The 26207-nt window shown below is 67.3% G+C and carries 23 protein-coding genes and 4 pseudogenes; 13 read left to right on the top strand and 14 right to left on the bottom strand.

Translation table 11 applies throughout. From position 1 onward, the window contains the following. Positions 1–227: 227 nt before the first annotated feature. Positions 228–1532 (bottom strand): IS256 family transposase, encoded by a 1305-nt coding sequence (locus GA0070558_RS31575; protein ID WP_091286868.1) that lies wholly within the window; start codon positions 1530–1532, stop codon positions 228–230. 86 nt (positions 1533–1618) lie between these two features. Continuing rightward, on the bottom strand, positions 1619–3586 hold the full coding sequence (locus GA0070558_RS31570) for an NACHT domain-containing protein (protein ID WP_141722396.1): 1968 nt from the start codon (positions 3584–3586) through the stop codon (positions 1619–1621). A 333-nt stretch (positions 3587–3919) separates the two neighbouring features. On the opposite strand from GA0070558_RS31570, the gene GA0070558_RS31565 reads away from it, so the two are divergent. The 3 genes from GA0070558_RS31565 to GA0070558_RS31555 all read left to right on the top strand — a co-directional run bounded on the left by GA0070558_RS31565 (position 3920) and on the right by GA0070558_RS31555 (position 5546). Then, positions 3920–4456, top strand: a complete 537-nt coding sequence (locus GA0070558_RS31565; RefSeq protein ID WP_218107152.1) for an excalibur calcium-binding domain-containing protein — start codon at positions 3920–3922, stop codon at positions 4454–4456. Positions 4457–4576: 120 nt separating this feature from the next. Further along, on the top strand, positions 4577–5191 hold the full coding sequence (locus GA0070558_RS31560) for a hypothetical protein (RefSeq protein WP_141722395.1): 615 nt from the start codon (positions 4577–4579) through the stop codon (positions 5189–5191). 85 nt (positions 5192–5276) lie between these two features. Continuing rightward, positions 5277–5546 carry a hypothetical protein gene (locus GA0070558_RS31555; RefSeq protein ID WP_091286860.1) on the top strand — a complete coding sequence of 90 codons (270 nt, stop codon included), beginning with the start codon at positions 5277–5279 and terminating at the stop codon, positions 5544–5546. Positions 5547–5554: 8 nt separating this feature from the next. Here GA0070558_RS31555 and GA0070558_RS33145 read toward each other — a convergent pair whose 3' ends face one another. From GA0070558_RS33145 to GA0070558_RS31540, 4 genes are all read right to left on the bottom strand, one after another. Further along, positions 5555–6556 (bottom strand): hypothetical protein, encoded by a 1002-nt coding sequence (locus GA0070558_RS33145; RefSeq protein WP_141722394.1) that lies wholly within the window; start codon positions 6554–6556, stop codon positions 5555–5557. Positions 6557–6855: 299 nt separating this feature from the next. Next, entirely contained in the window at positions 6856–7191 is a 336-nt protein-coding gene (locus GA0070558_RS31550) for a hypothetical protein (protein WP_091286857.1), read from the bottom strand. Continuing rightward, positions 7158–7673, bottom strand: a complete 516-nt coding sequence (locus GA0070558_RS31545) for a hypothetical protein (protein ID WP_091286855.1) — start codon at positions 7671–7673, stop codon at positions 7158–7160. Before GA0070558_RS31545 ends, GA0070558_RS31550 begins: the two co-directional genes overlap by 34 nt. Beyond that, complete coding sequence (locus GA0070558_RS31540; RefSeq protein ID WP_141722393.1) at positions 7673–8281, bottom strand: HNH endonuclease; 609 nt, start codon at positions 8279–8281, stop codon at positions 7673–7675. Before GA0070558_RS31540 ends, GA0070558_RS31545 begins: the two co-directional genes overlap by 1 nt. Positions 8282–8611: 330 nt before the next feature. On the opposite strand from GA0070558_RS31540, the pseudogene GA0070558_RS35105 reads away from it, so the two are divergent. Beyond that, positions 8612–8776: pseudogene (locus tag GA0070558_RS35105) on the top strand (hypothetical protein); the annotation flags it as partial. Positions 8777–8998: 222 nt separating this feature from the next. Continuing rightward, on the top strand, positions 8999–9523 hold the full coding sequence (locus GA0070558_RS31530; RefSeq protein WP_091286880.1) for a hypothetical protein: 525 nt from the start codon (positions 8999–9001) through the stop codon (positions 9521–9523). Between the two features lie 239 nt (positions 9524–9762). On the opposite strand, the gene GA0070558_RS31525 is transcribed toward GA0070558_RS31530, so the two are convergent. The 3 genes from GA0070558_RS31525 to GA0070558_RS31515 all read right to left on the bottom strand — a co-directional run bounded on the left by GA0070558_RS31525 (position 9763) and on the right by GA0070558_RS31515 (position 12554). Continuing rightward, positions 9763–10257 carry a hypothetical protein gene (locus GA0070558_RS31525; RefSeq protein WP_256092238.1) on the bottom strand — a complete coding sequence of 165 codons (495 nt, stop codon included), beginning with the start codon at positions 10255–10257 and terminating at the stop codon, positions 9763–9765. A gap of 395 nt (positions 10258–10652) precedes the next feature. Beyond that, complete coding sequence (locus tag GA0070558_RS31520; protein ID WP_176734467.1) at positions 10653–11519, bottom strand: HNH endonuclease; 867 nt, start codon at positions 11517–11519, stop codon at positions 10653–10655. Positions 11520–11588: 69 nt separating this feature from the next. Then, entirely contained in the window at positions 11589–12554 is a 966-nt protein-coding gene (locus GA0070558_RS31515) for a hypothetical protein (protein WP_091286846.1), read from the bottom strand. A 150-nt stretch (positions 12555–12704) separates the two neighbouring features. On the opposite strand from GA0070558_RS31515, the gene GA0070558_RS31510 reads away from it, so the two are divergent. The 3 genes and pseudogenes from GA0070558_RS31510 to GA0070558_RS31500 all read left to right on the top strand — a co-directional run. After that, positions 12705–13052, top strand: a complete 348-nt coding sequence (locus tag GA0070558_RS31510; RefSeq protein ID WP_091286843.1) for a hypothetical protein — start codon at positions 12705–12707, stop codon at positions 13050–13052. Positions 13053–13272: 220 nt separating this feature from the next. Next, positions 13273–14079, top strand: coding sequence for a hypothetical protein (locus GA0070558_RS31505; RefSeq protein WP_091286839.1), 807 nt, complete (start codon positions 13273–13275; stop codon positions 14077–14079). Between the two features lie 243 nt (positions 14080–14322). Beyond that, positions 14323–14553, top strand: a pseudogene (locus tag GA0070558_RS31500) (transposase family protein); the annotation flags it as partial. Between the two features lie 84 nt (positions 14554–14637). Here the strand turns inward: GA0070558_RS31500 and GA0070558_RS31495 are convergent. The 4 genes and pseudogenes from GA0070558_RS31495 to GA0070558_RS35100 form a co-directional block, all read right to left on the bottom strand. Next, positions 14638–17277, bottom strand: a complete 2640-nt coding sequence (locus GA0070558_RS31495) for a phospholipase D-like domain-containing protein (RefSeq protein ID WP_091286837.1) — start codon at positions 17275–17277, stop codon at positions 14638–14640. Further along, a complete protein-coding gene (locus tag GA0070558_RS31490; RefSeq protein WP_091286875.1) occupies positions 17274–18677 on the bottom strand; it encodes a hypothetical protein in 1404 nt (467 codons plus the stop codon). The genes GA0070558_RS31495 and GA0070558_RS31490 overlap by 4 nt, the downstream gene beginning before the upstream one ends. Before the next feature lie 437 nt (positions 18678–19114). Next, positions 19115–19231 (bottom strand): annotated as a pseudogene (locus tag GA0070558_RS31485) (helix-turn-helix domain-containing protein); the annotation flags it as partial. 54 nt (positions 19232–19285) lie between these two features. After that, entirely contained in the window at positions 19286–19456 is a 171-nt protein-coding gene (locus GA0070558_RS35100; RefSeq protein ID WP_369523401.1) for a transposase, read from the bottom strand. Positions 19457–20053: 597 nt separating this feature from the next. Here GA0070558_RS35100 and GA0070558_RS31475 point away from each other — a divergent pair. The 4 genes from GA0070558_RS31475 (at position 20054) to GA0070558_RS31460 (ending at position 25038) form a co-directional block, all read left to right on the top strand. After that, a complete protein-coding gene (locus tag GA0070558_RS31475; RefSeq protein ID WP_141722391.1) occupies positions 20054–21895 on the top strand; it encodes a restriction endonuclease in 1842 nt (613 codons plus the stop codon). 299 nt (positions 21896–22194) lie between these two features. Beyond that, positions 22195–23028, top strand: coding sequence for an IS5 family transposase (locus GA0070558_RS31470; protein ID WP_091286827.1), 834 nt, complete (start codon positions 22195–22197; stop codon positions 23026–23028). Continuing rightward, positions 23025–23444, top strand: coding sequence for a hypothetical protein (locus GA0070558_RS31465; protein ID WP_091286823.1), 420 nt, complete (start codon positions 23025–23027; stop codon positions 23442–23444). The genes GA0070558_RS31470 and GA0070558_RS31465 overlap by 4 nt, the downstream gene beginning before the upstream one ends. 466 nt (positions 23445–23910) lie before the next feature. Then, positions 23911–25038: a tyrosine-type recombinase/integrase gene (locus GA0070558_RS31460; RefSeq protein WP_091286872.1), complete on the top strand. Its 1128-nt coding sequence runs from the start codon at positions 23911–23913 to the stop codon at positions 25036–25038. Between the two features lie 166 nt (positions 25039–25204). Here GA0070558_RS31460 and GA0070558_RS31455 read toward each other — a convergent pair whose 3' ends face one another. Further along, positions 25205–25819: a GNAT family N-acetyltransferase gene (locus tag GA0070558_RS31455; RefSeq protein ID WP_091286870.1), complete on the bottom strand. Its 615-nt coding sequence runs from the start codon at positions 25817–25819 to the stop codon at positions 25205–25207. A gap of 149 nt (positions 25820–25968) precedes the next feature. Here GA0070558_RS31455 and GA0070558_RS31450 point away from each other — a divergent pair. Then, a pseudogene (locus GA0070558_RS31450) lies at positions 25969–26207 on the top strand (IS256 family transposase); the annotation flags it as partial.

Here is a 26207-nt window from a genome sequence, read left to right as displayed (position 1 = left end):
CCCGCATCCGCAGCGAACGCCAACGACGCTGGGGCCAACCCACCACCCACGCAGCCTGACCCCAACACCGTCAACGTTCATGGTCACGGCACTAGGGAGATCAGGAGTCCCTGACAGATGGTGGTGAAGCACTACCCCACCGAGTTCAAGGCCGACGCGATGGCGTTGTACCGGTTTCGGCCGGCGGGGGTCTGTCAAACGAACGGTGTAACCCGGGTTGTTGAGGGTTACTTCCGGCCTGCGGTCAGGCGTCCTTCGAAGGTCATGTCGAAGGCGTTCAGGGCGGGTTTCCAGCGGATGGTCCACCGCCGGCGGCCCTGTCCGGTCGGGTCAAGGCTCATCACGGCGAGGTAGACGCACTTGAGGGCGGCGGCCTCGTTGGGGAAGTGGCCGCGGGCCCGGACGGCTCGGCGGATCCGGGCGTTGACGGACTCGATGGCGTTGGTGGAGCAGATGACGGTGCGGATCTCGGCGTCGAAGGCCAGGAACGGCACGAACTCCGCCCACGCCTGCTCCCACAGTCGGATGATCGCCGGATACTTTGCGCCCCAGGCCTGCGTGAACTCGGCGAACCGTTCCCGGGCGGCGGCCTCGGTCGCCGCCGTGTAGACCGGCTTCAACGCCTTGGCGATGGCGTCCCAGTGCTGCCGTCCCGCGTAGCGGAACGACGCCCGCAACAGGTGAATGACGCAAGTCTGCACGACTGCCTCGGGCCAGGTCTGCCCGATCGCGTCCGGCAGACCCTTGAGTCCGTCGCACACCACCATGCACGCGTCGCCGACACCCCGATTCTTCAGCTCGGTGAGCACGCCGAGCCAGAACTTCGCGCCCTCCCCGCCATCGCCGGCCCACAGTCCGAGGATGTCCCGGCTGCCGTCGACAGTGACGGCCAGGGCGACGTAGATCGGCCTGTTCGCGACCTTCCCGTCGCGGATCTTGACGTGCACCGCGTCGAGGAAGATCACCGGGCAGACCGGGTCGAGGGGCCGGTTCTGCCACTCGGTCATCCCGTCGACGACCTTGTCGGTGATCGTGGAGATCGTCTGCCGGGACACGTCGGCGCCGTAGACCTCGGACAGGTGGGCCTGGATCTCCCCGGTCGTCAATCCCTTGGCCGACAACGAGATCACCATGTCCTCGACCCCGGAGAGCCGACGCTGACGCTTGCGCACGATCTGCGGTTCGAAGCTGCCGTCGCGGTCGCGGGGCACCGCGATCTGCACCGGGCCGACCTCGGTCAGCACCGTCTTGCCCCGCACCCCGTTGCGGGAGTTCCCACCGTTGTTCCCGGCCGGGTCGCCCTTGTCATAGCCCAGGTGGTCGGTGATCTCACCGTCGAGAGCTGCTTCCAGGACCCGCTTGGTCAGCTGCCGCAGCAGCCCGCCCTCGCCGGTGAGTTGCAGACCCGCCGCACGGGCCTGCTCCACCACCTGCGCGACGAGCTGATCGTCGACCCTGTCTCCCACCGGCCGCGCCGGTCCACGCTTCGCCACCTGGTCAGTATCGACCTCGGTGATCACGACATCCGTCATCAGGTGCTGCTCCTTGATCAGGAGTTACACCGTTCGTTTTACAGTCCCGGGCCCAGATCCCCGAATGCCGGGCGGGGGCCGAAGGTCTATTCGACAGGAGAGCCGCCGGCTACGCCCAGGCGGCGGGCGCGGTCTGCGTTGGCCAGATGGTCCTGGAGACGTGCGTGACGGAACTGATAGGTGGCTCCGACCTGCCGCAGCACTCCACGCCGGTAGGCGTCGTCCAGGAAGCGCATCACACGCCATGGCAAACGCCCACCCGCTGCCAGCCAGATCCGCGCCATGCCAAACTGAAACCAGGCACGACCAAATCCGAGCAACAGCCCGGCCACGAGCCCGGCCATGAGTCCGGCCATGAGCCCGAACACGGGGCCGAACACGATCCCGACCGAGAGCCCGAGCAGGAGCCCGACCACGAGCCCGACCACAGGCCCGCCGGTCAGGAACAGCGCCCTGTCACGGCGGAAGGCAAGCTGGGGATCGAGAAGTTCATTGCCGTCGACGGATTCGAAACCGGCCACGGTCCCGCCCATGAGCGCACCCATGAGACCGCCCATGAGACCGCCCATGAGGCTGAACGCGAGACCGCCCACGAGACCAACCACGAGACCGACTGCGAGGATTCTGGAGCGTATGCGGAAACGAACCAGTCCGCGTCCCATTCTTTGGTAATCGAGCGCGTTCAGAAACGCGGCCAGTCCGCTCACGAGTCCGAAGATGACCCCGTCCACGAGCCCGGCCACGAGCCCAAAAATGGGCCCGAACATGAGCCCGAACACGAGCCCGAACACGAGTTCGTGTTGGGGGACAGCGGTGATGAGGTGCCACCAGTTCAGGTCGCGGCTGTTTCGTTGTTGTAGGTGGCGAGCGAGAAAGGCGAGCCATTGATGGGCTTTGTCGGGTGGGTAGTGGTGTAGCGGTGGCGGGTCGTCGGGGTGGCCACGGGCGGGGGTGCGAGGGCCATAGATGGCGGGTAGGTATTCCTGGAGCAGGTGTTCCTCGACGGCGGTCGGGTCGGTGAACCTGGTCAGCGCGGCGGGGTCGGTGTCGGTCGGGGTGTAGGCGGTGCGGGCCAGGTACACCATCAGCGGGGTGGACAGCGCCTGGGCCAGCGGCCCGTGCGGGTGGGCTTCCAGGTGGTCGATGACAGGTGCCCAACGCTGTGCGCCGTTGGCCTGCCCGGCGGGTAGATATTCGCGGGCCTGCTGTCCGGTGAGGGGTTCGATCTCGACCACGGCGGCCTGGGCCAGTGGGGTGCCGGTCGCGGCGATGGTCTTCTGGTACTCCTCGGCGCGGCAGGTGAGCACCAGTGGCCTGTCCCTTCCCGCCACGTCGGTCAACGCCCGCACTGCGGCGGCGCGTAGCGGTGGGGGCATCTCGTCCAGGCCGTCGAGCACCGGCACGATTCGCGCCCGGTCAACCAGCCGCACGGTGGCGTCGCGCCCGAAGCGGCTCCGGTTGGCCAACGCGGGGTAGAACTCGGCCAGCCGGCGGGCCAGCCACGTGTCCACATGCTCTTTGCGGGGGTCCCAGCCGGCCAGGGTCAACAGGACCGGCACCTCCTGCCGCTCTTGCCGTTCCTCAAGCAGGTCGAGGGTGAGTAGTACCGCGAGGGAGGTCTTCCCTGCCCCCGCTGCGCCAATGACCACCAACTGCCGGGCGGGCAGCTGCCGCCACAGCCGGCCAACCTCAGTGACGTCGCCATGCGACCGGGCAGCCTCACTGCCTGTGGGGCGCAAGACCTCCACCGGTGTGGTGGTGACGCGCCGGCCGGTGGGGGACCACCGCACCCGTAGCGGCTCGGGCCGTAACAGCCCTCGCACGCCTGCCTCGTGATCCCACTGCCGGCGCACCTGCCGGGCCAACTCGTCAACGGCGTCCTCCAGCAGCGTCGCGGGGTCGACCGGTGCCGGGCGCCGGGCCGCCCGCAGCCCCGCGACGGCGACCGCCAGACTCACTGCGCCCAGTAGCGCACCGGCGACGCTGCCTAGCTGGTCTGCCGTATCCAGCCACGCCGGAGGCTCCTGCACCAGCAGAAGGGCCGTCGCCGCCATGCCGGTAACCCCGGTGCCCAGCAACCACCACGGCCGCGCCCGGTCATCCACTCTCCACACGCCGCCATCATCGCCGACAGCGACTACTCGCAACGAATCCTCTCGATCTGTCACACCTAGGCACAGGGTCGACCGGAGGGGCCGGCCCTGGCTCTGACGCTCACTCGACGGCGGTCACCTCGAAGCGGATCATCCGCCACACGTAGGCGACCGCCGATCGCTGATTGACGAAACCCATACGGACACCCCCCAGCCCGCAAGTCGGCTACCTGACACCGCACCGAGCCGAACGGCCCCTGCGGCGGCCCACCCACAACCGCCACACTCCACCGAGTGACTCGGCCGAAGAAGAACCCCAGCCCGATCCTCGGTGCAGCCATCGCCATCGTCGCCGTCCTCTGCTGCGGCGGCGTCATCGGAGCGTTCTCCGACGACGAACCGGCCCCGTCCACGAATGCGAAGCGGATCGCCGACATAGCGCCCACCACCGCCAGCCCAACTCCCACCCCCGATGACCGGGCCGAGGCGTCCGACCCGCCAACCAGCAGCCCCGCCCCGAAGAAGACCACCAGCAAGCCGAAGGCCGCCCCCTACTACAAGAACTGCGATGCGGTCAGGGACGCCGACGATGCGCCCCTGTACGAGGGGGAGCCCGGCTACCGGCCCGAACTGGACCGCGACGGCGACGGAGAGGCGTGCGAACCGGACGGCGGCAACGGGGACCGAGGCGGCTACGACGACACCAACGGCGACGTGTACTACGCGAACTGCACGGCGGTGAGAGCGGCTGGTGCGGCCCCGATCCGGCGCGGTGACCCCGGGTACTCGCGGAAGCTGGACCGGGACGGTGACGGCGTGGGTTGCGAGTAGGACCAGACGTGCGGAAGCCCGGCTGCTGCGTCGAGCGTTGGGCTTCCGCACAAGCCCAGTCGCCCAGCCGACAGTTACGACACGCTCTCACGCTATGCCGCCCCCGGCACACTGCCCCGCATGCCAACGATCAACTGGGACACGGTCGCCACCGCCGCAGCCACAGCCATGTTCGTCACCCTCGCCGTCGAGTACGCGGCGAAGCCACGCCTCGAAGCTCGCAAGGAACGCATCCTCGCAGCCGGCAAGTCCCGGCGTGAGCTGTCGGCGGCCATCACGAGCATCGCCATACCGGCTGCCTTCCTCAGCGTGGACCTTCCCAAGGAGATGCGTGGGGATGTCCGGGAAGCGGTGCGCGCCGAGCGCAACCGCCAGTACGAGCGGATGCGCGAGCAAGCGCAGAGGATGGTGGATGGTGCCGACGCGCACGTAGGAACGTTCCTGGGGCGGTCGATCCCGATGGTCATGTCGTACATCACGACCGTGTACGGGATCATGCTGTCGGCCCGTACCCGACATGACAAAGCTCAGATGATCTACGACCTGTCCAAGCAGATGGGCATGGTTCTTGACGGCCGCTGGTGGCAGATGCCCGCCCGGGTGCGGGCACTGCGGGAGGTGGAGCGCCTCGTGAAACGCAGCCAGGAGCAGGGGGAGAACGAGGACGAGGCCGCGCGGGGTTCGGTGCTGTCGGTGAATCGACAGGGAGTGATCACCGGACATCAAGGCCGTTGATCGTGGTGAGCCGTTGGGCGTTCGCCATGTCGGTCACCCGACACAGTGAGGGCGTACAGCCTGCCGTTCGGTGACACTGCCCGCCATGGAGAAGTGGGAGTATGGGCAGCTTTTCACAGTCCGGTGGGCCGAGCCCGTGTTTGTGTTCCAGACGGCGAGCAATCGGCAGGTGTTCACTGCCCACATGCTTGCCACCTTCGACGCGCTGGGTGCGGAGGGTTGGATCGTCGACCCTCCAGGTCAAGTGCTGTTCAACCCGCCTCAGTGGCTGGTGGACAGTTCGCGCGTCGATAGTGGGGTTGCCGGCTCTCCTTCAAGTTGGACGATGCAGTTCGCTCGTAGGAAGGTAGCGTGACGTGGGTACTACCAGGCGGGGTTGGTAACGTCCAGGTAGAGGCTGCCGTCGGGGAGTTGCCGGCCAGTGATCCCTAACGTGGCCCACATCTCTGAAAGGGCAGTTCTGCAAGCGGTCAGTAGTTCAGACTGATTGCTTTGAAACTCATCCTGATCCGCAAGAATTGGCTGCGCCTCGGCGGCCTCCATCATCGTCGCCCATGCTGGATGCAGATACAGGTCTGCTCCACGATTGCCGGCAACTTGGCTGATCGGGCTGAGGTGTCCGGCGCTGCGCGCGCGAGCTTCGGTGTGTGCTATGAACTTGAATACCTGGCTGGTTTGGGTCTGTAGTGTTTCCCACATCTGCTCTAGGCTGATTTTGCCGGTTCGGTACGACCATACAAGATCAGGCCATGCAGGATACACGAATTCATCTATTGTATGGCCAAGTTCTGTCGTCAGATCCGAGGGCACAATAAGGCCGTACCGTGCGGGCTGTCGTACACCGTCGACATCGAGCGATGCGTACGCGCCCAAGACTAGGTCTGCAAGGTGGTCGCAGCGCCACTCGTCCATGGCCTCCAGTCCGTAGAGACCAGCCATGCCGGCTGGTTCTCCCCGGCGGCAGCTCGGAGTGGCGCCGCTTGTAGCGCGTTGCCTGCCGAGAACAGCATGCCCAAGCTCGTGGGCAAGCAAGTATATGAACATGGCGGATTCGGTTGCCCCGGGCGTCGAAGTCATCAATCCCATGTCCACCACGACATCGACTTCGCCGTAGTCCAGCGTGACTGGAATCGTTTTTCCGGCGACTTGGCCTCCAATTCTCTCTGCCGAGAAGTCCCCTTGCCTTGTTCGTTGGTTGACGGAGGCTGTCAGATCGCCGGACATTACGATATTGGTCTTGAAGGGTGGGGTGTGAAGCTCTTCGGCGAGAGTCGCAACAGCCGAATGTACTGGTTGGATGTGCTGATGGTATTCGGATTCAGTGAAGAACTCGTTGAGGATGGTCAGGGGGTATCTGGTTGACATGCAGGCACTCCGTCCGATTGCCCTGGAGGGCTAACCCCCGCCCTCGCGAACGTGAGGACCATACGCCTCCCTGCCGACATTCGTCGTAGATGCGGGTGCCGGCTGGCCAGGGCTGGCGGCATGAGTCTCGGCGTGCATCGCCACAGCACCAAGGGCGGCGTGGACCTGCGCGGCGGCCAGGAGCTCACGGCGCCGGCCGCGCTTCCACCAACCCGACATCGACGCGGACAGGGCGTGGTCGGTCAGGGCCTCTGCTCGGCGGGCGTGCCAGTCGGCGGAGAACAGGGGGCGGTTCTGATTCATGCTGCGGGCTCCTCGTGGTGGGGGCCGTTGACCCAGTTCAGGTAGTCCTCGTCGGAGGCGTTCCGGTACGGCTCGAACACCGTGCCGCCGGCCCGGGCCGGCCTGCGTGTGCTGGCCGGCACCTTCTCGTGCGGCGCCAGCGGAGCACCCAGTTTCCGCACCCGACCGATCAGGCCACGACCCGGGTCGTCGAGTCCGGTGAGCGGCCGGGCGAGCACATCGGCGATGGCATCGGCGGGCCAGCCTCGTCGGAGCGCGGCGGTGACGTTGCGGGTGAGCTCCCGGGCATCGGGGATCGTCAGGTTGCCGCGTTGCGTGTCGACGAGGCGCACGGCGGCGGTGTCGACGGATTCGCTCTCGGGTGGGGGTGGGGGAAGAAGTTGGGGAAGGGGGGTTGGTGGTAGGCCCCCGACTTTCCCGGGGGCTTTCTTCCCGACGCGCCGGGCAGGGACGCCACCGGAGAGGTCTCCCACGGGTGCCCAGCGATCTCTTCGTAGCGGCCGCGCAGGGTCGCGGCCGGCGGCACCCGGAACGTCGTCCGCGCCTTGCGGTGGGCGTAGAAGACGCGACCGTGCTTGTCGGTGCCGAGCGGGACGCGCAACTCAATCCACTTCCTCGCAATCGACTTCAGCGTCTCCTCAACGGTGCGCTCCGGCCGGTCGATCAAGGCGGCGAGCAGGTCCGGGCCGGGGTAGCACTCCCGGGTGCCATCCCAGCACTGGTCGGCGATCTCCAGGACGAGAAGGCGCTCCAGCGGGGTGAGTAGCCCTTGCGGAAGGTGAGCGCGGACCTCTCGGCGCAGCTCGTAGCCCATCAGACACCAGCCATGATTCTGGCGCCCTTCCGGCTGTTGCAGGGGCGGCACAACACCCGCAGGTTGTCGATGGTGTCGGGGCCGCCACGAGCCCAGGGATAGATGTGATCCAGGGTCAGGTCGTCGAGAGTCCCGCAGGCGACGCAGCGGTGACCATCTCGCTGGTACACCGCGGCCTGCACAGATGCGGGGATAGCCCGACGGCGCTTGCCCTCCGGCGCGATGCGTTCCGGCCGATGGCGTGGCGCGAGGAACACCTTCGGCCCGGAGATGTGGATGGGCAAGTCGTAGACGGTGGGGCGTTGGCCGTTCGGCAAATGGTCCACCAGGGACTGATCGCCGAGAAGGAGCAAACCCAGCTCGCGAAGCCGAGCGATGTCTCGGCGGGCCTGACCCTCGGACTTGCCGGCCTTCTCGGCGATGACCGCTACGGTCTGAGCGGATCCGCGTCCGTCGTCATCGCAGCAGCGCGCGATGACGAGCAGCACGCCGACGAGGGCGGCGGGCGCGGGAGCCTGATCCATGACCCAGTCGATGCAGCCGACCAATGCCCGCCCACTGACGTGCTCAACGCGGACAAGTTCGCCATCATGGAGTGGCTCGTCCACCCGCGCCGCCGGGGTGAGGGTATCGGTGCTGGGTTGATCCGGCGGCTCTTGAGCAGTCGACCCGAGCGGTGGGCGACTCTTGCTTCCAATCCGCAGGCGGCGGCGCGGGACATGTACCGACGGGCGGGATGGCGGCAGGTGTCCGCGTCGGCTCTCCCGGACGGAACACCTATGGACCTGCTCATCCTTGAACTGCCGGCCAGCTCCGTCAGCACTCAGTTCTAGCCAGCTACTCCTCGATCAGACGCCGCTGTTCAGGGAGCGAGTCGATCCCTGCGCGCTCGTTGACGACGAAGAGAATGAGGAAGTGAAGATGTCGCCCGCGTCGGCGCCGCCCCGGCGGTCCTGGCGTTCTGTCTGTCACCCGCCTTCGCCGTCGCTTTCCGCGTGGTCTTCCTCCGCGATGAGATCAGCGTTGCCGCAGTACTCGGGCTCGCTGCGATCGTCGTCGGCTCTGTGCTCGCCGCGCACCGCAGCGAACCGGCTCCCCCGTAGGGTCCCTGCCGGCGCAGGGCACAGGCAAGCTTGCGGTCGGGCAGATGTCGGGGCCTGCGAGGGCGACAGCCGGGCCGCTACGATCGCCTGGCTGCGTCGGTTGACGTCGATGCGGGTAGGGCGCGACCCTGCCAGCACTGGGGAATGGAAAGACAGCGACACACCGTGCCGGGGCGGAACCACGCCTGGGCCGCCATGGACCACAGTATGGATCGGGTGACGATGAATCTCTTCCCGGCATCCGAACAGGCGAGCCTCTTCGGCGACGACGATTTCCTGGCTGACAACCGTGAGCCGGTGTTGATGTCGCTGCACGCGGTGTACTACGATCTGATCTGGACGGGTGAGAAGACCCATGAGTTTCGGAGGCGGTTCCTCAGCGGCCGGCCGGTGCGCTGGTATGTGTACCTGAACGCTCCGGTTGCCCGCCTCGGGCCGGTCATCGATCTTGCTCCGGCCGTCCTCGACTCACCGCAGCGGATCGCGGCGATCGCGGAGCAGGCCCGTGTCGGTAACGGCGCGTCGGTGCTGGAGTACGTCCGGGATCTGGAGCAGGCCTTCGCCATTCCGATCGAGCGTGTGTCGGAGTATCCGGGTGTTTCGATTGCCGAGCTCAAGGCGGAGCTGGGTGAGTTTCACCCGCCGCAGGGATACGTGAAGTTGCGGAACCATCCTGAGCTGTTGGGCATCTGCGAGAAGGTCACGGCCGAGTCGCCGGTCCGGGAGATGACCGTCCGGGGCCGGTAGCGCCTGCCTGACCGTCGACGACCGGGGAGGTGGAGGTCATCGCTCGTCGTTCCACCCGAGAACCGTCGCCGCTGCGCCGTGCCCGTCTGGGGCGGGGATGGACGTTGGAGAACGTCGTGGAGGCGATAGACCGACGGACCGCCGGTGGCCACTCCGGTGTCACCCCCCCCACGATGGTCAGCGGGTGGGAGCTGGGCGTATCTGGCGAAGGTTCCTGAATTTCTGGAGGATCCGATGGGTTATGTCACGATATCGCGGATCGGCGTCTCGCCGAGATGGGTTGGATGTTGCCCCTGCTCGATGAGGCGGTCGACGAGGGCTCTCCCGGCGGGAGTGAAGGGACCGGCGAGACTGAGCCCAGGCCAGCGTTCAGCCAATGCGGGCCATACATCGGTGACGGCCGCTCTGCCGCGCTCGTAGGGATGCAGGTAGACCCAGGTAGCGCGGGGCACAGGCTGAGGCAGACCTTCGTAGAAGGCGGTTGGATCGATACCGATCGCGCCAGCGATAAGACTGCCGTAGGCGATGAGAAACCGACGGGTTGGGATCAGGACAACGACGCCGTCTGGCTCCCTGGCGTCGTAGGGGGCAAAGTCATAGCCAGTCTCACGGCGAAACTGTACTGCCATCTGCGCTGCAGCGCACCGCAACGCGATCGGGCTGCTCGGATCGACGACGATGCTGCCGCCAAGGCGGTCAGCTTTGGCCAGCTGCCCGTCAGGCAGGTAGGGCATTCGGACCGTAGTGCGTCTGATGACCTCTGCTGCACCTGGATCCTGGTACCCCACGCTCGCCTCCATTGCGTATCGAAGAATCGAGATGACTCGGTCCTCGCAGAGTATCGACTGCATCGGCTGGCCGTCGTCGGATGCCGGCTTCAGGCGCGGCCGTCTCGGTCGTCGGTGAAGCTTCCCCGGCCGCGCTGCCGGTTCAGCCAATCCGTTCGATCGGGCAGCGTTCGACGGCCGGAGGAAGTGTCATACCCCGCGCCGTCAACCCGCATGATCGGGTGGCGATCCACTTCGGGCAGCCCAGCAGCGACGATGACAATGCGCTGGGACGGCGTCCCGCTGTCAACGCCAGCTCAACCTCTTCAAGCGGAGCGGACTGGTACTGGTGAGCGGCCTGGCTACGCCCGACGCCGGCGAGCCCGTGGTGGCGGCTGGGGATGAACGGACGCCACTTCGCCGCGCACCGAAGCGCCGACCTGGAGTTGGTCAACCAGACGCCCGGACGGCGCGACCGTCGCTTCGCTCCACGAGGACGATGCGGAGACGAACACCCGGCCTGCGAGGAGGAACCCCAGTACCGGCCCGGTCTTCGGCTGGAGTTCAGCCAACACCGCAGACTCTTCCGTGATCGGGTCTCCCCAGTGCCGTAGCACGGTCAGCCCCAGCGCAATCGGACTGACCGGCACGTCCGCCTTGCGCTTCGCGCCGCGAGCTGCGAGCAGTTCGGCCCGCAGTCGATCCGCTGGTTCGCCTTCGGGAACACCGGCTTTGATGCACAGCGCGAGGTACATCGACTTGAGCAGCGCCAAGCGGCAGCGATTCTGATTCGGTGGCGAGACTTCCAGAGTTATATCACCGCCAGCCGCGAGGATCTCGCCGACGGCAGGATCGCAGCGTCCTTCCGGCAGGAGGACGAACTGTCCGTCGGATGTCCAGCGTCTCAGCAGCCGGCTCGTCTGCCGCCTGCCGGGGACCGCGTCCGATTGGAAGGACGACGTCGACCAGGCTTCGTCGAACCAGTCGACCAGGTCGGCTTCCAGGAGAGTCCCGAAGCTGTTGTTGCATCGGGCGCAGGTCCGGGTCATCCGCGTACCGCCGAGCCGCTGTGGTGGTACGTGCTCCTCTGTCGTCGCCGGGTCACCGCAGATGGGGCAGTCATCGAACATGCGCGGGCGCAGCACCTCGATCAGCCGCAGCGGCGCCGTCTCAGTCGACCCCGGCGGCTCGATCCCAAAGCTCAGCGGGCCGCCGTTCGCGCGATTCACCGACATTGCCTCGGGTGGCCGTTTACGCAAGGAGCCACCCCCGCCCCGGCCAGGCTACGCGAGGGGGCATCACAGAACCGAGCCGATCGCCGCCGTGACCTGATCTAGGCCATGCTGCGCCAGCTGCCGCGCTTCCTCTGTCGCTGCCTCCTTCGCGATCGGGAACAAGAAGCCCTTGAGCATGGCGACGCCGCGACGAAGCTTGCCCGGCTCGGGCTGCTCCTGCTGCACCTCGGCGAGGACCTCGTTCGCCGCGGCCTCGATGTCCTGCTGATCCTGCGGCGTTAGCCCGTAGCCGGGGAGCTGCTGAAGGATCGCCACAACCGCTTCCACGAGCGGCTGGAACTCCGGCGAGACCTGGTCCGCGATGTTCTGCTGCTGCATTACATCGCGGTTGCCCCACGCGAACTGGCCACCCTGAGAAGCGCCATGGAACACCGGCCCATGGTTGATCGTCGGGCCGTATCCCTTCTGGTCGCGCAGGTAGTCCGCCACATTACCCTCCCAGTCAATCGCGCAGTCGATGCCGTCAGTGGTCACCTCGGCGCGTACGGGACCGCGAAGCTGGTCGACCTCGATCCCCTTGATCAACCCCTTGGCGGATAGGTACTCGGCCGCTTCCTGGATCTCGACGTCCGTGAACCGGACGCCCTCCCAGACCGACCCGTCGTCCTTGCCGAAATCCCCGGTGATCGGCATGTGCACCTGGGCGATCCGCTGCCGGTAGAACCAGTTCAGCAGACCCGACCGGCACGCGCGCGCCCGCAGCGCAGGGTCGGCCCGACGGCGCCGCTGCTCCCGTACATAGGCGATCCCGAAGGCGGTGAGGATGCCGCAGGGGATGCCCATGCCCGAGCCCTTGTCGCTGAGGAGCCCTTTGTCGCGGCAGTACCAGAGCAGCGTGTACGCGCCATCGAGATCCAGGCCGACGCTCTCAGCGAACTCCATGATGGGCACATTTTCGGTGGAGGTGCCGTTCGCCTTGTCGTACACCCAATCCAGGAGCTGATCATGAAATGCGGCAGCGTCGTCCATAGCTGATCTTCCTTACCACCGGTAACAGGTTGCGCACACGCTACACGCGGCCACCGACATGCAACGTGCGTGACGACCCCGGTTCGGCCCGAATCGCGGTAGGGCAGCCGCGTCGGGATGGGTGGCACCTCCGACCGGTACAACTAGCCCATGGCCAACACTGAAGACCTCCCACCCAGCGTCGTCAGCATCGCCGAGTACCTCGCCATGAAGGCCAAAGGCTACGACAACCACCTGAAGTGGAACGAGCAGGCCATGTTCAAGGCCGATCTCATGAACGTCCGCCGCCGCTGGTACGGGGTCGCGCCTGATGCCTTCGCCGGGAAACTCCGGAGCGAAGGCATGCGTGAGCAGAACATCGTCGAGCTTGTCGACTGGCTGAAGAAGGCTCAGGCGGGCCGGCGTCTCGTCCCGGATCGGTCGTACCGAGATTTCGTCTTCAACCCCCCTCCCGAGGGGTTGGACAGCGGACGGGGTCATCAGAGCAGGGACTGGTGATGCTTATCGCCTAGCACGATGAAGCCGCCCGTAGAAGCGAGGATGTGGGAGGTAAGGTCGGTCGACGCTTCGACGTAGTCCGCGCAGAAGTTCGCGTGCCGGTGCCCTGAGCGTCGCATCATGCGCTGCGGCGTGCCGTCTGCGTGCGGAGAGCCCCCACCGGATCGATCGGTACCTCGCTACTCGAGCGACAGGGAAGTGCAGCGGAGGGACAACCATTATGACGACCGAGGAATCGACGACGCCGGTGGTGGTCATCGACGGGGAGCCCTGGGAGGTCATCGGTCGTGCTGGCCGGGCCAAGCTGCTCGTCGTGCTAGTCCGGTGTGGCCGGCTCTCGACCATCCTCGGCCTTCACCCGGACGTGCTGACCGTCATGGGGCACATTACCTGGACTACTGGCTCAAACGATCACGTCGGCGAGGTCAAGGACACTTGGGTCCGCGAGGACAGGACGGAGCGCGGCGTCGGCGTTGTCCTGTGCAGGGCCGCGCGGAAGCTGGTCGGTGTCGACGTCTGGACGGGGCTGGCGATCCCGGACAGTGAGGACCGAGTGTGCTCGTTGCAGGATGCAGACGCCATTAGCAGGCGGCAACCTGATCCGATCGTCGATCTAGTTGACGGGAGTTCAACGGCGGCGGAGGAGGAGGTGCACGTCGTGTTCCATCGCGAGGGCAGCGCTGTCGTTGTGGCGTTCAAGGCCAACACCCTCGCCTGGATCGGTCACCTGGCCTGGACGATCATCCGGCCAGGCGGGCGCCTCGACGGCCTTGAAGCCGGGCTGACGGTGGGGGAGGTCAAGCGCGTCGACACGCGCGAGGGGTTTCGTAAGAGTGGTGTCGCCGACCGGATGTACCGCCGGGCCCGCGAGGCGGCGGCCGGACAAGGCTGGCCGGTTGAGGTCGACCACAACCCGGACCGAACGGTATCGGGTGACCGATGGGCGATGAAGGTCGGTGGCTGGCGGCCCGCGCTCTCTTGCGGGAGGCACATACCGGACTTCAACGGCTTCGTGCGCAGTCACTGAGACGGTGTGGGCCGCCATTCGGACAAGGTCCGGATATGGCGGCCGGCTGGTGGGCCGCGAACGTACCGGCAACGGTGCCCCGTTTACCCCCCGAAAACCCCTGTTAAGGTCGACTATGAGCCATTTTCAACCTGATCTTGCAGGTCCCGCTGGCAGCTGGGGGGCCGTCGATCGATGAGGGCGAGGCTCTAGTTAAGACAGCAAGTCGACCAAAACCCGATGCCCCGACCGGGAGCCTCGCCTGTGCTGTCTTACCCGTCCACGATCTCGTTGTCCAGCCGGACCCTGCACCACCTGGCCGACTGCATCCGCAGCCACCGCAACCAGCGCCGATCCAGGTGGCGGCGCCTCGACGCGGGACGGCAGGCACTGCTCGCCCTGGCTCACCTGCGTAACGGTGACACCTACACCCGGCTGGCTGCCGGGTTCGCTGTGGACCCTGAGGCGGCGAGGCGAGGAGCCTTCGAAGCGATCGATAGTGCTGAGCTTAGCCGGAGTTTGTCGTTGCGCCGTGCACGTGGCAGTTCGGGCACGGCGGGGGCCACCGTGCCGGTGACGTCAGGATGTCAGGGCGGCGGCCGTGGCGGCGAGGTCCACACCGAGCAGCTGGCTCAGCTCGCTCACCTGCGGGGGCGGCGTGCGCAGCGGACGACGGGTGCGGGCCCCGGAGGGGGGCCCGCCCACCGCACCGGCGACGAGGGAGAGCGGCGTACGCACGGACGACAACTCGTATACCGACCACATCGCCGTGCGCGAGTCGACCAGCAGCATGATCCGGTCGTCGCAGGCGACCAGCACCGCACGGCTTCCGGTGCAGGCCACCGCCACCGCCGCGCGGCCGCTGACCCGCCGCACCGTGGTCACCACGTCGGCGGCGGCCCGCTGCGGGTTGCCGGTGACACCGTCGACTCGCCACACACCCTCCTCGAGGCGTACGGCCAGCCCCGCATCGGCGAACGCGGACCGCGCTTCGGCGTACGGGTCGGCCTTGGCGCCGCGCGCTAGCTCGATGGTCTCCCGCAGCGCGGACGCACTCGCCACCACAGCGAACAGGTGCCCGGCCGGCAGCAGCAGAGCCTCGGCCAGCGCGAGGTCGGTCTCGGCCACCCACTCGGCGGCGTCCCGCCAGGCCGCGGTCACCAGCGCGTCCGCGTCCTGGCTGCCGTGCAGTCGCGTGCCCTCCCGCAGGGTCGCTACCACTATGGCGAGCCACGCGTACAGGTGTGCGAAGGCTTCGGCCGGCAGCTCGTCCAAGGCGTTGTCGTCCGGCACCAGTGCCCACGCCAGCCACCGCAGATCGGTACGCCAGCCGTCGTCGCGCCACATGCCATCGGCGAGCAGCGTGAGGTACATCGACGCGGCGAGCATCCGCAGGCGCATCGGTGGCAACGACCCACGGTCGCTGTCCACCGTCGGCGTGCTGACCGCCTCCGCCCACCGGGTGGCGAAGCCCCGGTAGCGGGCCCGCTCGCTCGCGGTCCGCAGGTCGACGAGGTTGCCGTCCGCCGTCGGGTCGTCGCCCGTCGGCGCGTCGGGGACTATATCGGCGTCCTCCTCGGTCGGCTCGTCCTCGCGTACGTCGTCGACGACGAAGCTCGACCGACGGTCGCCCACCGTCGGTGGGCGGCGCGGGAAGACGAGGCGGGACAAATCCGGTCCCAGCACGCGGTCGGAGTCCTCCAGGTAGTCCCGCCAGCGGTCGCTGTCGGTGCGGACGTCGACCCCCGGCCGGTCCGACGGGGCCGACGGGGTGCGGGGCCGGGGCGGCACGAGCGTGGTCAGCCGTTCCAGGTCGGCGGTGAACCGCGCGGCGAGCGCCGGATCGGTGAACACCTCGATCGCCTCGTAGGGCGTTCCCCGGCCGAGGCGTGGCGCGTCGTCCGCGTCCCGTACAGGTCGGCACCGGGCCGGATCGGTGACGAAGACGGCCGCCGACTCCACCCGTACGCCGTCGACGTCGACGACCGTGCGCACCGCGCCACCGGTCACCTCCGTCAGCACGAAGCGGGCCGTGGCCTGGCCGACCGGAATGACGCCCATAGCCTGCCAGGTGCCGGGCTCACCGGAGGGCGAGGTCTCCACCATCACCCGTCCGGTGACCGGGGCGGCCAGCTCCACCAGCAGCGTCCCGTCGACCACGGCGCAGCCCAGCAGGACCGATGCCGGGCTCCCCGCCACGCTCGTGCTTCGGCCCGCACGCAGCTGGGCCATCGCCGCCTCACTCGGCTCCTCACCCTCGGGAAGGAGTGACACTGGGTGGGGTGCCAGCACGGCCAGCTCACAGTTGCCGCCGTGCTCGGTGCTGCGCAGCAGCGCCGCGGCGGTGATGTTGGCGCTCCCGGTCATCCCGTGGGTCACCCCGGCGGACGTCGTCCACTCGACCACCTTGCCGTGCAGCGCCGGGCTGGCCGCCAGCACCCGGAACTCGCGCTCCACCGCCGCCTCGGTCGCCCGCAGCAGTGCGCCGCCCTCGAATCGGCCGAAGGCGGGCTGCACCGCGACGCGTACCGCGTGGGGTTTCGTCCGGTCGACGAGCGCACGCACGGCCGCAGCCTGCGGGTCGTAGAACGGCGCGGCGAGGCGCAGCTCCGCCACCGCGTCGGTGGGCAGGCGACCGAGCAGCGAGGCGCGCAGGTTGCCGACCACCCGGACCTGCGACCAGCCCTCATCGACCTCCACCGGGCGCATCCGCCCGGCGACTTCCCGGAGGGTCAGGGCGATCCAGCTCGGTACGGCCACAACCGTGGGCAGGTCCACCAACCAATCCGCCACATCGTGCAGCAGCCGTGGGCCTCGGCCGAGGCCGCTGCGGGCGGTGAGCCACACCTCACGGTTGTGGCCCCAACCCGAGGCCGTCGGGTTGCCGGAGCCGACCGCCACCCACACGTCGTCGTCGCCGAGCAGGACGGCCAGCTTCGGATGGAACGCGCCCCGGGAGACCGCGTGGCCGTGCTGGTACGCCAGACCAGCTCGCCGAACGTCCACCGGGTCGTGCACCGCCTGCCCGGCGTCGGCCAGCACGGTTATCCGCGCGCCGAGCGCCCGGGCGGTTGGCACCGCGAACCGCTCCAGGAACCCCAGGTCGAGGGTGTACCCGGTGACCAGGAGCTCCCGCAGCCGGGCCCCGTCGAACCGGTCCCGCCACCGTTCGAGCAGGCTGAGCGGCGACCGGAACGACCAACGCACCTCGTCGGTCACCGTGCCACGTCCAGCAGGGCCAGTCCGAGCGGGGTAACGGGCTGGTGCACCTCCGGGGTGAGCAGCCCCAGCTGGACGGCGAGCCCGGCGAGCTGGTTGATCCGCAGCCCGATGTTGTCCCGGCTCTCCCGGGTGGCCGCCACGTACGCTCCACCGCGCTCGTGTAACCGGCTGGGCATCGCCATCGTGCCGCCACGGTGGACCTTCGCCTTGCGCAGCGCCACCCGCCGGGACTGGGCGAGCATGTCGTCGACCAGCTGGCGACCCAGGTCGCGCAGCGGCCAGTCGACGTACTCGGTGCGGCGTTGCGCCACCCACGACGGGTCCAGGTAGGCCCGCCGACGACCGAGGAAGTAGCGCCGGGCGGTCCCGGTGAGCAGGTCCGCCCGCCGTGCGCCGAGGAGCAGCAGCGCCACGTTAGCGGTAAGCGTCTCGTCCTCCCGCAGGGCCAGTTCCGCGGGGAGCGGATCACCGCGGCCGTCCACGAGGTCGGGCAGCCCCGCCTCCAAACCGGCGACCGTGCCGGCGGGGAGCTGGTCGGCGAACCAGTCGCGCAGGTGCTCCCGGGTGACCGGCCCGTTGCGGTGCACCTCGCCGACCAGGGCGGCCCAGAGGTGACGCCACGCACCCACGGAGTGGTGGCGCAGCAGGACACCCCGCCACGCCTGGGTCCGGTCGTCACCGGCGAGCACCGGGTCCTCACGCGCCGCCGCCCCGTATGCGACGGCCGTCCGGAACGCTCCCACCCAGGTCGGCGCGGCCGGGTGCAGCTGGTAGGCGCGGGCGAGGATCCGCAGGGTCGCCCGCCGGGTCTGGTCGTCGCCGGTCCAGTCGTCCGGGTCGTGCCCGCCAGCGACGGTCGCGGTCATCAGCGCGGTCAGCGCGCTGAGGTCCTCGGGCCGGCCGGCCAGCGCCGCCGGCTCCCGCACCCCGGCGTCACGTTCGGCGATCTCAAACAGCGGGGCGAACATGTCGACGATCGATGGCGGGCAGGGGTGCCGGCCGCTGCGCAGGGCGCCTCGATCCACCGTCACGGTGCCCAACTTGATGCTCGACCCGCCGTACTGCGACCAGAAACCCCAGGCCCGGGGCGAGTAGGACCGTTGGCCCTCACGGTCGGCGACGCGGAACTCGCGGCCCGGCTCCGGGGCGAGCCGGACCAGGGCGTCCACGCCGTGTGCCGGCGCCGGATCCAGACCGTCCGTGCTGGCGGCCCGGGAGATCACCGCGAGCGCCACCTCGGTCCGCCGGATCAACCACCGGCATCGCTGCTCGTCCAGGCCGGTGGCCTCCGCGTGGGCGGCCAGCGCCCAGTAGAGGGCGTAGTAGCGGGCGTAGTGGCTCAGCGTGGAGACGCCGGGGACGAGGATGTCGACGCCCGCCATGACCGGTGCCTCCACGGCCAACGGGTATCGGCCGGCACGCACCGTCAGACCTGGCTCGCCCCAGGCCGGGCCCTCCACGGCGATCGACGGTGCGATCACGGTCGGTGTCCCCTCTCTGACATCTCGCCAGTGTCGTCCGTCCGGACCGTGTATCACAACCGCCGAGCGAGCAACCACTATGGATTAGGGACGGAGCGGTTGCCAGCGGCATCGCCGAGCTGCATGTCCGCGGATGGAGATACCCACCGCGAGCACTCACCGGTCGTCCTGTTGAGGCCGACTGCGGGCAAGGCTCAACTTCGGAACCTACCCTCGAGATATCAGCGAAAAAGATCCAGATCAGACGCTTTCGATCGAAGTCAACGGGTTCCTGCTGAACGACCTCGGTGAGCTTTCGAGGAAGTCCTCGCACCAGCCGCAGGGCAGATACAACTCCCGGTCATGACCGGTTTCAAGGCCTTGCGCACCGTGTTCCGCGAGACACCCAGCCGCCGACAGATGGCCTTGATCGCCATCCGCTCCGCCCGGTGCAACCGACGGATCTCCGCCCAGTCCTCCACGCTCAGCACCTCCCGATGCTTTCGGAAGGAGTCAAGATTCAGCCGGAACCACGGGGTCAGTTTTCAGGCGGAGCCGACACGTTCAGCGGCGCGGACCCAGTTCCGCAGCGTCTCGTGACTCATCCCCAGCTCACGAGCTACCTGATTGATCGGCCGCCCCGACGAGTGGACCAGGTCGACCGCATCACGCCGAAACTCTTCCGTGTACTTCGATGGACGCCCCAACGGGGACACCCCCTCCTCTGGACCAACATCCAGTCTCAGGGTGTCCACATCTCAGGGGGAAGCCCACCCTCCGTTACCACCGAATGTGAGACAGGGCCGTTGACTTGACAGACCCATCCACCTGCGGCGGCTGACCGCGCAGGGCATGACGAGGGCCGCGCATCTCGCCAAGCCTCGTCTATCCTTCTCGGTCGACGGCTTGTTGCGGCGCGCGAGATCGGAGATCGATTGATCATGACGGGTCAATCCGCATGGACCGACGGATGGACATTGCTGGAGCGGCTCATCACGCAGGCTACGGATTCCTCCGATACGGGTGCCCCTGTCGTCGTTAGCTTGGAGGATGACCCTCTATTCGGGTTCGCGATGCCCGGATGGGAACACGAGCGAGTCATGTCGTTGGAGCACATGGTGGACGCCGTCCACCGGCACCTTCCGGACACCCCCGTGGTTCTCCTGCCACCGTGGGACCGCCTCGGACCTGAAGCGACGCGTCCACGGGGGATAGTGGCCCGACACGCCCACGAGGTAGTGCTGACGCAGTGCCGCCCGAAGGGGGATGACCCGATCCTTCTCTCGCTTGTCCCGGCGAACACGATGACCGACTTGGGTAGCAGTCAGCTCCGGGCTGTCATTGCGCTGGACTGGCAGCCGACACTCGTGGTGTTCGCCCGCGGGATCTTGCCGCAAGTACATCCCTCTTTTGAAGTCGCAGCCATGCTGTTGCGCCGACGTACGCCGGAATCTCAGCCGTTGCGGATTTTCCGCGTGCCTACGAACGAGGACGCCAACGTCGTGGAGACGGACTTCGCTAGCCTGCTGAAGATGACGGGCGGACGGCGGACTTTTGGCTACGTCCTCCGCGAACCATTGTTACCCGGTGAAAGTTTGGCATTCGACCGACACGACCCGGCGGTGCTGGAGCGGCGTGCGAGATTGTCGGATCTCGGCCGGACCGTGGCTCTCCGGGAGATCTTCGAGCTCCTGGCTTCCGGTGTCCATCTGGTGCGTGACCGCCAGCTGCTGCACAACGACCCAGTTAGCAGCGGTGTCCGGGTAATTACGGGTGGAGATGTCAGGCGCAGCGGGGCCGTGGCGCCACCTGACGACCAGACCAGATGGGCTGATGTGCCGCCTGAGCGTTGCCTGCGGGTCGGTGACTTGCTCGTCCGGTCGATTCATCACGCAAGTGACCCCGGCGGACTAGTCGTAGCCGAGGTGCAGGCCGACGATTTGCCCGCGGTCGCAGCCCACACGGTGATCGTGCTGCGCCCAGACTCCTCGTTGCAGCCGTATGAACGGCTGTTGGTGAAACAGTTTCTGCGCCTGCCGCTGGCAAAGACATTGGCTACCGACGGCGTCGGAGTGCACATCCGCCCGATCGCCTTGCGTGAGCTGCCGGTGCCCCAACCGGATGAGGTGTTGTCGTCGGCACTGGCCGATCTCAGCGCAGCAGCCGAACGGCTGGACGAATGGCGAGCCGACGCAGTCGGCCTGGTCGAGTCCGTGCTATCGGAGGAGCCCAGGGAAGCTAGGGCCCGCCTGCTCCGCTCGGGTCGCCTCCTTCGGATGCGGGCGGAAGCAGCCGCGCTGCTCGACGACCACGGCCACGCCGTTCGCACCAGGTATCCACACCCCATCGCATATCGGTGGCGCTGGGTTGAGGCCGAAATGAGCGGCGAGCCGTCCTTCCAGGCATACGACGCCGTGCTGGAGGCGGCCGAAGTGCTGCTGGCCTACGCGGCCATCATCGCTATGGTCATGGCAAAGCACGCTGGCGTCGAGATCTCCGCACTGCGGGGCATTCGCGACAAACTCGCGGGCGGCCGGACGGGCCCGACGTTTGCCGACTGGGTCGCCGTCCTCATCGAGGTGACCGGCAAGAAGTTCCGGCGCCTCCCGGACGATCAGCCGCTCATCGAGGTACGCCACATGCTCCACACCAGCGAAATGAGGGAAGCATGCGGCCGGCTAGCCGGGTATCGGAACGATCGCGCGCACCTGCGCCGCGGCGACTTGGCCAAGCAGCTGCGGGATGCGTATAGCAAACTTTGGGTGCTCCTATCGGGGGCAGACTTTCTCAGTGACCTGCGCCTCGTCTACCTAACAAGTGTCCGCTGGGACGCCCTCCGCAGGGTGGCAACGCTGCGGCTACAGGAACTGATGGGCGATCACTCCATCGTGCCGAGCCGGGTTATGGAGTACTCGAGTAACGAGCTCGAACAGGGGAGCCTCTACATCATGGACGCGGATGGCGGGTTGCATCTTCTCCGCCCGTTCCTCGTCTGGAAGAACTGTTCCGCATGTACACAGTGGTCGACGTTCCACATTGACCTGACACCCCGCGACAACGATGTCGTTCTAAAGAGCCTCGAACACGGCCACACGACGAACGACGAGAGCCTGCGTGAACCCCTGCGGCAGGTGGGACTGCTCCCGTTGGCGTGAATCCTTGATCATCTCCTCGGACTCTGCCAACGGTGCGGCGCCTGTCATGACGGCTCTTCGAAGTTAGGCGGGGGTTCGCGGCTAGAGCCGACCCGAGCACGAGGGACTTGCAGCTCGTCGGTGATCATCTGAGTGTCGGGTTTGGATGATCACTAGTGAAGAGCTGCGAGCATGGTCAACGATACGACCCTGCTGCTGAGAGGGTGGTTCGGTAGCTTCCGTCCATTGTGGGTTTGGGCCGGCATGTGAATGTGAGGCGTGGTCGTAACCGGTAGGGCCCCGTCCGCGTTGGGCCGATCATGGGTGAGCGTGCGGCGTATCCGAGCGACCTGAACGATGATCAGTGGGCGGTGGTCGGGCCGTTCCTGCAGGCGTGGAAGGACCGGCACCCGTCGGTGTCGGGGCATCAGGGTCGGTACGAGTTGCGGGAGATCGTGAACGCGATCTTCTACCAGAACCGGACCGGGTGTCAGTGGGCGTACCTGCCGCACGACCTGCCGCCGAAGTCGGCCACCTACTACTACTTTGCCCTGTGGCGTGATGACGGCACCGACCAGGTGATTCATGATCTGCTGCGGTCTCAGGCGCGGGAGAAGGCCGGCCGTCGGGAGGATCCGACCGCGGTGGTGTTGGATGCCCAGTCGATCCGGGCGGCGAACCACGTCCCGGCCGCGACGACCGGCAAGGACGCCGCGAAGAAGGTCCCGGGCCGGAAGCGGGGCCTCGCGGTCGACGCCCTCGGGTTGATCATCGCCGTGGTGGTCACGGCGGCGTCGGTCACCGACAACGCGATCGGCATCCGGCTGCTGGACAACGTCCTCGCGCACACCCCGACGGTGACCAAGGCGTGGGTCGACGCCGGGTTCAAGGACGACGTGCAGATCCACGGCGCGATTAACGGTATCGACGTCGAGCAGGTCCTTCGGTCCGACACGACCGCCGGGTTCGTGCCGGTGAAGCGCCGGTGGGTGGTCGAGCAGACCCACGGCACGCTGATGCTGCACCGCCGCCTGGTCCGCGAGTACGAAAGCCGATCGGCCTCGGCGGTGTCCCGCACCTGGTGGGCCTCGACGGCGAACCTGGTGCGTCGGTTGACCGGCACCGCCACCACGTCTTGGCGTTACCAACGGTGACCCAGCCGACGCTGCTGACCCTGCTCACCGAACGCGAAACCGCCGCCGTCCTCGCCGTTGAGCGGCTCCGCACCCAGATCGCCTCCCTCGACGAGCAACTCACCGCAGCCGAGACCGAGGTCGCCGAACTCGCCATCACCCGCAAGACGCTCCTGAGCCTGGGCGGCCCACTCGACACGACGGCACCTGCTGATCCGACCGTCGCCAGCCCCGCCTACCAACAGATCCTTGCCGTAATCCACGCCGGGACCGCGCCGATGCGGGCCAAGGACATCTGCCAGGCCCTCGGCGCCGGCGCCACCGCCAAGGACACCGAGAATCTCCGCGCCAAGCTCAAACGCCTCGTCGCCCGCCAGATCCTCACCGAACCCGAGGCCGGACTGTTCACCCTGGCCCCGCCGACGACCTCGGCGTAACCCCACCAGCAGGGCCTCCAACGAACCGCCAAGCCCACACCAGACAAAGGCTCCCGAACCACCCTCTGAGGCAGGCGGGGTTGACCGCAGACAGATTCTCCTCCTGGTGGGGACGGGAGGTGCCGGTCCCGGCGGCGGGGGAGTAGGCGCGGTGGGACCTGGCGGCAATCTGTCGGTCCCCCCGTTTACCCCCCGAAAACCCCGGCCAGGCGTTGACGAACAGTGACAAGAAGAGGCGAGTGCATGACCACATCTGTGCAGCTCAGCGCCTATTCTTGCCAAGCAGTGACAAGCTTGCGATAGCTACGTTCCGTAACAAGGGGTCGTCGGTTCGAATCCGGCCGTCCCGACGGGTATTGAGCAGGGCATCCACAAGATCATCGATGATCTTGTGGTCACGGACGTGGTCACGGTGATCGCTACGGTTGAGCCGTCGGTCTCGCGTCGTGACCACGGGGGTGCCCTCATGACCGTCAGCAGCTACCTTCTGGCCAACAAGAAAAAGGCCTGGTACTACGTCATCGATCTGCCGCCAGGGCAGGACGGCAAGCGGCGCCAGCAGAAGCGCCGCGGATTCGCCAGTCAGAAGGCGGCAGTCGCCGCCGAGAAGGCCGCTCTCCAATCCTTCGGCCAAGCGGGCCTGGCCGCCGACGGCAGCGTAGCGGCGGAACTGCAGGGCTGGCTCGACGAGCGCGAACTCGACGTCGAGGAAACCACGCTGTGCAACTACCGTGACCTCATCCGGTGCTACGTCAATCCGCACATCGGGTCGCGGCAGCTCTATGCGCTGGACAAGCGCATCATTCACGACCTCTACAAGACCCTGCTCCGCTCGGGCAACAAGAACGGCGGACCACTGTCGGCCACCACGGTCCGCCACGTGCACCGGGTCCTGATGAAGGCTCTGAAGGATCTCGGCATCAGCATCGAGGGCGTGCGCCAGCCCAAGAAGGCGCAGCGGAACACGATGGGCCGCAAGGGTGTCTGGACGGCACCGCAGGCCGCCGCGTTCCTGAGACATCACAAGACGCATCGGCTTCACGCGGCATGGGTGCTCGCCGTCGTGCTGGGTATGCGGCGTGGCGAGCTGGCCGGCTTGAAATGGGGCAGGCTCGACCTCGAGCGCGGAGTGCTGTTCATCGACTGGCAACGGACAACGACGAGCACGGGGGTCGTGGAGAAGAGCCCGAAGGGCAGCAGCACGCGACCCATCGCGATCGGCAGCCTCGTCGTCTCGGTCCTCGAAGCTCACCGCGAAGCGCAGCAGGCCGAGAAGGCCGAAGCGGGCATCGCCTACCAGGACTTCGGTTACGTCTTCTGCCGGGAGGACGGTAAGCCGTACTACCCGAAGTACTTCACCGACAAGTGGGAACTCGCCTGCCGCGCGGCCGGCATGCCGGTGATCGCGTTGCACGACGCGCGCCATACGTCGGCCACCGCCGGTGCGGACGGGGGTGTGCCCGAGCACGTCATGCAACACCGGCTCGGCCACGCCGAAGGTAGGACGACCAGGATGGTCTACACCCACGTTCTTCCGGACGCCGAACGAAGAGCCGCTGAACTCATGGAGAAAGCCCTGCTGATGGGCGAGTGAGCCTCGCCGCGGTAAGCGCTGTGAAGACCTTGAGGAGAGTCACGCCTCGCCGTCTTGGTTGCAGAGCCTGCAACGTCTAGCCTTGCCTGCGGGGTTGGATACCTAGTTGAGGGTGTTCCTGCAAACTGCTCCGGTGAGAAGGGAAGCCCTGAGCGGCTTCCCTTCTTCATTCATCAGCATCGCCTGTGGACGCGAACCAGGGGCCAAATCGGATTTCCAACGTAGGTGACGATCGATCCAACCCCGGCCGCACGCCTTGGGTCGTCGTGACAGCGGGCAGGTCGATGCGCCAGTCGTTGCTGCGCATCATGGTGCCGCTGCCCTGCGGGTACTCGAAGTTGCAGGGGCCGAGAAGAGTGAAGCCAAGCCGGCGGCAGAGCGCGTTGGAGGGGGCGTTCTCGACTGAGGGGAACGCATGCAGGCTGTGGGGTGCATCGGGCAGATGGGCAGCCTCGCGGACGATGGTGATCAGGGCGGTGCCGGCTGCGGAGGCAATGCCTCGGCATTGGTAGGGCGGTAGGACGTTCCAGCCGGTCTCGTAGATCTGCTCGCCCTGCCAGTCACGCTGGTGGTAGGCGATACTGCCGACCATCTGGTCACCTGTCAGTACGGCGAACATGCAGCCGCGGCCGGCCGCCGGCATGGCGAGGTACCGGCGGTGCCGGGCAAGCAGCTGCTCCTCCGGCTCGGGTCCGCCGACGTGTCGACGCATCGGCGGAGTGTTGATCAGGCGCAGGAGGTCGAGCGCGGAGTCCGACCAAGGCTCAAGACGAACGTCCATGCTGTGCAGCTTGGCAGTCCTCGGGATCATCAGGAGCAATGCTCGAAACCTGTGGATGAGCGTCGGGAGGCGTACCCTCCCGGCGATGCTCCATGTCCAAGGAATCGAGTAGAGCCCGCGCGTCAACGCGGGCCGGGAAGGGTACGCCCGTGCTTACCGTAGTCAACCCGGAAGAGCCCACGCCAGCGGTCGTGTCCGCGCCGGTCGTGTCCGCGCCGGTCGTGTCCGGTGGCTCCTTGATCGACGAGATCGTCCGAGACGGTGCCCGCCGGATGCTCGCCGCTGCGTTGGAGGCGGAGGTCGCCGCCTATGTCGCCGCGCACGCGGGTGAGCGGGACGAGAACGGCCGCCGGTTGGTGGTGCGTAACGGTCACGCCCGGCCGCGGCA

It is taken from the genome of Micromonospora haikouensis (assembly GCF_900091595.1).
Lineage (GTDB): Bacteria > Actinomycetota > Actinomycetes > Mycobacteriales > Micromonosporaceae > Micromonospora > Micromonospora haikouensis.
Note: the sequence above shows the minus strand (reverse complement) of the source record. Positions and strands in the feature narration are given on the sequence as shown.